Source organism: Candidatus Eisenbacteria bacterium (assembly GCA_035577985.1).
GTDB lineage: Bacteria > Desulfobacterota > Binatia > DP-6 > DP-6 > DATJZY01.
Genome location: DATJZY010000057.1, coordinates 136643 through 142729, shown reverse-complemented (window position 1 = coordinate 142729; position 6087 = coordinate 136643). Strand labels below are relative to the sequence as shown.

Genomic DNA, 6087 nt, shown 5'->3' with positions numbered 1-6087 from the left:
GGCACCTCGATGTCGGCTCGTCACATCCTGGGGCTGGAGCAGGTCCCAAGGGTTCGGCTGTTCGCCGATTAAAGTGGCACGCGAGCTGGGTTCAGAACGTCGTGAGACAGTTCGGTCCCTATCCGCCGTGGGCGTAGGATGCTTGAGGGGAGCTGTCCTTAGTACGAGAGGACCGGGATGGACGCACCGCTAGTGATCCGGTTGTGGCGCCAGCTGCATCGCCGGGTAGCTATGTGCGGACGGGATAACCGCTGAAAGCATATAAGCGGGAAGCCCACCCCGAGATAAGGCATCCCTGGACCGCGAGGTCCCTAAAGGCCCCTCGAAGACGACGAGGTTGATAGGCCGGGTGTGGAAGCGCCGTAAGGCGTGAAGCTAACCGGTACTAAATGGCCGTGCGGCTTGACCATAGGATTCCCATCCGCAGGTCGAGCTACCACGTGCTTGCTCTCCGTTCCCGTCCAGATTGTGATCGACTTCGGTTTCCGGTGGCGATGGCGGAGGGGATACACCCGTTCCCATCTCGAACACGGCCGTTAAGCCCTCCTGCGCCGATGGTACTGCACGGTCGCCGTGTGGGAGAGTAGGACGCCGCCGGATCAATACGGGCGCGGCCCGGTGGGATGTCCCGCCGGGCCGCTGTCGTTTGCGGGAGCTAGCGTTGGGTCGGGAGAGTCGCCCCGGTGCGCTGGAGCAAATCGCGGAGGCTCGACGCGGTTTCGACCACGGCCGATCGCCAGTGCTCGAGCGCCCGGCGCCCGGCGGAGAGCTTCGCGGCGTCGCCGGCGTCGATCCCGGCCTCGATGTTCGCGTACCCGGTCACCAGGTCCCGCCAGGCCTCGACGTAGCGTTGATGGATGTCGCGGACGTCAGGTGTCCGGGGCTGATAGGCGCTCAGCCGCTCGACCTGCTGCTTTGCGCGGGGGGCATCGGCCGTGACCTGGCGGCGCACCTCGGCCTCGTCCACGAATTGGGTGGCGAGGATCCGATCGATGGTGCGCGCCGTCTCCGCCTCCGTGGGCGCCCAGTCGTTGACACGGCGGAGGTAGGCTTCTACGTCCGCGCGGAGGGCTGCGGGCGGCGACGAGCAGCTCGGGGCGAGAGCGATGAAGAGCAGGGCGACGCCAACGAACGACGCGACGCCGAGGCGGCGAGAGGTGGGCGTCGCACGCTGGATGGGTGTTCTTGTGGTGGTCGCGGCCTGCACGGTCGGCTGCACCGTCTCGCGCGGCGCACTGCCGAAAGTGAGCATGGTCTCCACCACCGAGGGATTCAAGATGCTCCGTCCTGGAGCCACCGCCCGCGTGTGCAGCGGGTCGATCGGTGCCGGACTCGGTCTGGGCGCGGGTGACCTTCTGGGCACCTGTGTGCGCCGGCTCCTGGCCCAGGATCCGGAGGGGGATGCCATCGTGAACGCGGAGGTGGAATGGACATGGCGATCCGTCGTCCTCTACGGGTGGCACTGCGTGCAGATCCGGGGCGACCTCGTTCGCGCCGCGCCCGCGGTGGTCCTGCCGATGCCGGGCGGACACGAGGGGCACCAGGGTCACCAAGGTCACTAGGAATGCTCCGACGCCCGCGCTTGCGCGCCAGGCTGGGCGCGACGATGCTTGCCGTCGGGTTCTTTCTCGTGGCCTGTGGGAGCGACGAGGGAAAGGGGAATGCCGTGGTAGTGATTTCGACGAGCCTGGGAGACATCAAGGTCGAGCTCTTCGAGGAGAAGGCGCCCATGACCGTCAAGAACTTCCTCGACTACGCGCGTGCCGGCTACTACGACGGCACCATCTTCCATCGTGTCATCCCGAATTTCATGATCCAGGGTGGTGGATTCGACGCGCAGATGCGCGAGAAGCACGAGGGCGAGCGCCCCCCGATCAAGAACGAATCGACCAACGGCCTGAAGAACGAGGCGGGAACGCTCGCGATGGCGCGGACGTCCGACCCCGACAGCGCGACGGCCCAGTTCTTCATCAACGTGCGAAACAACGACTTCCTGAACCGCGATCGCGCCCAGGACGGCGTGGGCTATGCCGTGTTCGGGAAGGTGATCGAAGGGATGGACGTGGTGAAGAAGATCGAGCAGGGCAAAACGGGCGCGCGCGGCATGCACCGCGACGTTCCGACGACGCCGGTCGTGATCCAGTCGGTCCAGGTCGTCGGCGGCTAGGGTGCCGGAGCGGCTGCGGGCGTCGGTGCGTTCGGCAGCGGCTCGGCATTGACGTCCCCTGCGACGTTGCGTCCGGTGACGTACCAGTCGCCGGCGAAGCCCTTGTAGAGGATCGACTCGACCTGGCCGTCGTCGACGGGTCCCGCGAGGAAGACGTGCTCGGCGGCTCCGACGACGCTGATCCCGGCGAACGCGATCTTGCAGAAGACGTATCCGGGCAGGCACCTGGGTGCGACGAAAGTGGCCGTGATCGGAATGACGTTCATGATGGCGGCGGCCGTCGTGAAGCCGGCCTTCTCCGCCGTGGACCGCTCGTCGTACGGCGCGGCATGGGCCCGGGACGCGATCGTGACGACCCCGAGGAGCAGGGCCGCCAGCAGCGGAAGGTTGGTTCGGTGCCGCGTCATAGAGCCGCCTCCAGTTCGTGCCGGACGGGTCCGGCCCCATGTGTCTCAACGCTTCTGCTCGATCCGCTTTCCGTAGCTGACTTCGCCCTTATCGACGCGCAGGGAAAACCCACATTCGGGGTCCGTACACGCCCACGCCTTGAAAATGACCGCAGCCCCTTCTTGACCGTAGTCCGAGAGCGGAATCAGAATCCCCGATTTGCACTTCTGGCACTTGGGAAGTTCCATCAGCCACTCCTCACGCCAAGCCGGCCCCGGCCAGGTTAAAGTCGCTCCAAGGCTCCCGAATTAGACCAAAGGGTCCCGTGAGATCAAGCGCGCGATCACTTTTGGAGGCTCGAAGTGCCCCCGAGAGGAATCGAACCTCTACCCCAGGCTCCGGAGGCCTGTGTGATATCCATTTCACCACGAGGGCGGGCGAGCGGGTCCGGCGGGTATCACAAGCGTCGGACGCCGTCCACCAACTCGCGAATGTGATCATCTTCGCAGCGATTTCGGGAGCATGATCCGGCGAATCGGGTTGACTTCCCGGGGCCCGAAATCTAGCATCCGTCGCTTCGCGGCACGGCGGGCGCAGCTGCATTGGGCGGTCGCCAAGTTGGTAAGGCACCGGACTTTGGATCCGGCACCGAAGGTTCGAGTCCTTCCCGCCCAGCGCCGCGACGCGAGACCCCCGACGGCGTGCACGAGTGAAAGACGAGATCAAACTTTTCGCAGGAACATCGAATCCGGCACTGGCGCGAGCGATCAGTGACGCGGTCGGCGTTCCGTTGGGACAAGCGGAGGTTGGTCGGTTCAGCGACGGCGAGGTGCTGGTCGAGATCACGGAAAACGTCCGCGGCGGCGATGTCTTCGTGATCCAATCGACGTGCACCCCGACCAACGACAACCTGATGGAGCTCCTGTTGATGCTCGACGCCTTCAAGCGAGCCTCGGCAAAGCGACTGACGGCGGTCATCCCGTACTACGGCTACGGCCGGCAGGACCGGAAGGTCGCGCCGCGGGTCCCGATCAGCGCGAAGCTCGTGGCCGATCTCATTACCACCGCCGGCGCATCGCGCGTCCTCACGGTCGACCTGCATGCGGGTCAGATCCAGGGCTTCTTCAACATCCCCGTCGACAACGTCTACGCGAATCCGGTCCTGCTCCAGTACCTTCGGGAGCGGCTCGGCGACCGCCACGTGACGGTGGTGTCACCCGACGCGGGCGGCGTGGAGCGCGCACGCGCCTTCGCGAAGCGCCTCGACGCCAACCTGGCAGTCATCGACAAGCGACGGTCGCGGCCCGGAGTGGTGGCCGACATGCAAATCATCGGCGACGTCGACGCACGCGCGGCGGTACTCGTCGACGACATGGTCGACACCGCCGGGACGCTCTGCGCGGCGGCCGAGGCGGTGCGGCGCGCGGGCGCGCCCGCGGTCCTCGCGTGTGCGACGCACGCCGTCCTCTCCGGACCTGCGATCGCCCGCATCGAGGCGTCCGGCATCGACGAGCTCGTGGTGACCGACACCATCCCGCTCTCGGAAGCCGCGCGCCGGGTCGCAAAGATCCACGTGCTCCCGGTGGCACCCCTCTTGGGCGAAGCCATCCGGCGCATACACGACGAAGCATCGATCAGCTCCCTATTCGTGTGAGGAACGAGGCATGGAGACGGTAGAAGTCACGATCGAGCGGCGCTCCGGGCAGGGCAAGGGACCATCGCGGCGGAGCCGCGCGGGTGGGCGCGTCCCGGCGATCCTCTACGGCCCCAAGCGCACCACCACGTCCATCACCGTGAGCGCCGAGGAATTCGAACGGAAGATCGCCCACCTCGAAGGGTCGCACTTGATCCGCCTGCTGCACGCCGGCGGCGCGGATCCGGATCTCCACGAGCGCATGGTGCTGGTGCGTGAGATGCAGCTCCATCCGGTGAGCGGCGCCGTGCTCCATGCGGATTTCTACGAGGTCGATCTCACGGAGCGCCTCGAAGTCTCGGTGCCGCTGCACTTCGTCGGCAAGCCCGCGGGCGTGGTCAACGGCGGCATCCTGCAGCCGATTCTCCGCGAGGTGCACGTCGAGTGCCTGCCGACCGAGATTCCCGAGTTCATCGAAGTCGACGTCTCGGCGCTCGACATCCACGACGCCATCCACCTCTCGGAGATCACTCTGCCGGAGGGCGTGACGCCGATCGGCGACCAGGCGCAGACGGTCGTGACCGTGCTGCCGCCCACGATCGAAGAGAAGCCCGTCGAGGCCGCGCCCGAGGCAGCCGCCGTGGCGCCGACCGCCGAGGGAGCTGCGCCCGCAGCCCCGGCGCCGGAAGCCGGTGGCACGCCACCCAAGAAGACCGAAGGATAACGCCAAAGGAGACCATGCATGGCGGACCGCCGCTATGAGACGCTCGTCCTCGTGAATCCCGAGCTGGGGGAACCCGGCGCCAAGGACCTCGCCGCCCGCATCCGGACCCTGATCGAGGACCAGAAGGGCACGGTGAGCCAGGTGCTCGAGTGGGGCACACGCGAGCTGGCCTACCCCATCCACAAGCAACGCCGCGCGATCTACGTCCTGTTCGAGTATCGCGCCAGCGTCGACGGGCTGCGCGAGATCGAGCGCAACGTGAAGCTCATGGATCCCGTCCTGCGCTTCATCTCGGTGCGTCAGGACGAGGATGCCCCGCCCGCGGCCTTCCGGCCGGCCCGCGGCGCCGAGCCCGAGGAGCCCGAGATGGACGAGGGCGGACTCGAGGCCGAGGGCGCCGGCGACGGGGAGGGCGCGTAGATGCGCGAACGGGAGCGCGATCGCGAACGAGGACCGGCACGGCCGGCCCGTCGGCGTGGCCTGGGCCGCCGCAAGGTGTGCCGCTTCTGCGCCGACAAGGCCATGCTCATCGACTACAAAGACGCGCGCATGCTGGGGACGTTCCTCAGCGAGCGCGGCAAGCTGATCCCGGCCCGCATCACCGGCAACTGCGCCCGCCACCAGCGGCGCCTCACGGTGGCCATCAAGCAGGCGCGCACGGTGGCGCTGCTGCCCTACACCAGCGTGTACCCGTAAAGGAGAGCCCGGATCATGGCCGTCGAAGTGATTCTGCGCGAGGACGTTCCGAACCTCGGAGCGATAGGCGCCGTCGTCCGGGTGAAGCCCGGGTACGCGCGCAACTATCTCTTTCCGCGGGGGCTCGCCGTCGAGGCGAATCGAAAGAACCTCGCCGAGCTCGAGCACCACAAACGAGTCATCGGCGCCAAAGCCGAGCGCGAGCGCAAGACGGCCGAGGGCGTCGCGGGGAAGCTCGAAGGGCTCACGCTCACCGTCAAGGCGCGCGCCGGGGGAGAAGAGGGGCGCCTCTTCGGATCGGTCACGAACCTCGACATCGAGCGGCTGCTGGCCGCGAAGGGCCACCAGGTCGAGCGGCGGCGCATCCTGCTCGAGGAGCCCATCAAGCAGCTCGGCACGTTCCCGGTCGTGGTGCAGGTGGGCCGCAACGTGAAGGCGACCATCCACGTCACGGTGGAAGCCGACGGCGACGCGGCCTAG

Annotated in this window: 10 protein-coding genes, 2 tRNA genes and 2 rRNA genes; 10 read left to right on the top strand and 4 right to left on the bottom strand. The window is 67.2% G+C overall.

All coding sequences use genetic code 11. The features are described from left to right. Positions 1–410 (top strand): 23S ribosomal RNA (locus tag VMS22_09595); the annotation flags it as partial. A gap of 74 nt (positions 411–484) precedes the next feature. Beyond that, positions 485–600 (top strand): 5S ribosomal RNA (rrf, locus tag VMS22_09590). Between the two features lie 55 nt (positions 601–655). Here rrf and VMS22_09585 read toward each other — a convergent pair. Then, complete coding sequence (locus VMS22_09585) at positions 656–1261, bottom strand: hypothetical protein (GenBank protein ID HXJ34275.1); 606 nt, start codon at positions 1259–1261, stop codon at positions 656–658. A gap of 16 nt (positions 1262–1277) precedes the next feature. Here VMS22_09585 and VMS22_09580 point away from each other — a divergent pair, with 16 nt between their 5' ends. After that, positions 1278–1562 carry a hypothetical protein gene (locus VMS22_09580; protein HXJ34274.1) on the top strand — a complete coding sequence of 95 codons (285 nt, stop codon included), beginning with the start codon at positions 1278–1280 and terminating at the stop codon, positions 1560–1562. 44 nt (positions 1563–1606) lie between these two features. Next, the gene (locus VMS22_09575) at positions 1607–2167 is read left to right on the top strand and encodes a peptidylprolyl isomerase (protein ID HXJ34273.1); all 561 of its coding nucleotides are present in this window, start codon (positions 1607–1609) and stop codon (positions 2165–2167) included. Here VMS22_09575 and VMS22_09570 read toward each other — a convergent pair. The 3 genes from VMS22_09570 to VMS22_09560 form a co-directional block, all read right to left on the bottom strand. Continuing rightward, positions 2164–2574 (bottom strand): hypothetical protein, encoded by a 411-nt coding sequence (locus tag VMS22_09570; GenBank protein ID HXJ34272.1) that lies wholly within the window; start codon positions 2572–2574, stop codon positions 2164–2166. The genes VMS22_09575 and VMS22_09570 overlap by 4 nt on opposite strands. Before the next feature lie 45 nt (positions 2575–2619). Next, entirely contained in the window at positions 2620–2802 is a 183-nt protein-coding gene (locus tag VMS22_09565) for a hypothetical protein (protein ID HXJ34271.1), read from the bottom strand. 115 nt (positions 2803–2917) lie between these two features. Then, positions 2918–2989: transfer RNA gene (locus VMS22_09560), tRNA-Arg, on the bottom strand. Between the two features lie 168 nt (positions 2990–3157). Here VMS22_09560 and VMS22_09555 point away from each other — a divergent pair. From VMS22_09555 to rplI, 6 genes are all read left to right on the top strand, one after another. After that, positions 3158–3229 (top strand) — tRNA-Gln (locus VMS22_09555). A 34-nt stretch (positions 3230–3263) separates the two neighbouring features. After that, the gene (locus VMS22_09550; protein HXJ34270.1) at positions 3264–4208 is read left to right on the top strand and encodes a ribose-phosphate pyrophosphokinase; all 945 of its coding nucleotides are present in this window, start codon (positions 3264–3266) and stop codon (positions 4206–4208) included. 10 nt (positions 4209–4218) lie between these two features. Further along, positions 4219–4911, top strand: coding sequence for a 50S ribosomal protein L25 (locus tag VMS22_09545; protein HXJ34269.1), 693 nt, complete (start codon positions 4219–4221; stop codon positions 4909–4911). Positions 4912–4929: 18 nt separating this feature from the next. Next, positions 4930–5331 carry a 30S ribosomal protein S6 gene (rpsF, locus tag VMS22_09540; GenBank protein HXJ34268.1) on the top strand — a complete coding sequence of 134 codons (402 nt, stop codon included), beginning with the start codon at positions 4930–4932 and terminating at the stop codon, positions 5329–5331. Beyond that, positions 5332–5607 carry a 30S ribosomal protein S18 gene (rpsR, locus tag VMS22_09535; GenBank protein ID HXJ34267.1) on the top strand — a complete coding sequence of 92 codons (276 nt, stop codon included), beginning with the start codon at positions 5332–5334 and terminating at the stop codon, positions 5605–5607. A 15-nt stretch (positions 5608–5622) separates the two neighbouring features. After that, positions 5623–6087: a 50S ribosomal protein L9 gene (gene rplI / locus VMS22_09530; GenBank protein ID HXJ34266.1), complete on the top strand. Its 465-nt coding sequence runs from the start codon at positions 5623–5625 to the stop codon at positions 6085–6087.

Coding starts and splice junctions, on each gene's coding strand:
- VMS22_09580 (HXJ34274.1), top strand. CDS start 1,278: ATGCTCCGTCCTGGAGCCACCGCCCGCGTGTGCAGCGGGTCGATCGGT.
- VMS22_09575 (HXJ34273.1), top strand. CDS start 1,607: ATGCTTGCCGTCGGGTTCTTTCTCGTGGCCTGTGGGAGCGACGAGGGA.
- VMS22_09570 (HXJ34272.1), bottom strand. CDS start 2,574: ATGACGCGGCACCGAACCAACCTTCCGCTGCTGGCGGCCCTGCTCCTC.
- VMS22_09565 (HXJ34271.1), bottom strand. CDS start 2,802: ATGGAACTTCCCAAGTGCCAGAAGTGCAAATCGGGGATTCTGATTCCG.
- VMS22_09545 (HXJ34269.1), top strand. CDS start 4,219: ATGGAGACGGTAGAAGTCACGATCGAGCGGCGCTCCGGGCAGGGCAAG.
- rpsF (HXJ34268.1), top strand. CDS start 4,930: ATGGCGGACCGCCGCTATGAGACGCTCGTCCTCGTGAATCCCGAGCTG.
- rpsR (HXJ34267.1), top strand. CDS start 5,332: ATGCGCGAACGGGAGCGCGATCGCGAACGAGGACCGGCACGGCCGGCC.
- rplI (HXJ34266.1), top strand. CDS start 5,623: ATGGCCGTCGAAGTGATTCTGCGCGAGGACGTTCCGAACCTCGGAGCG.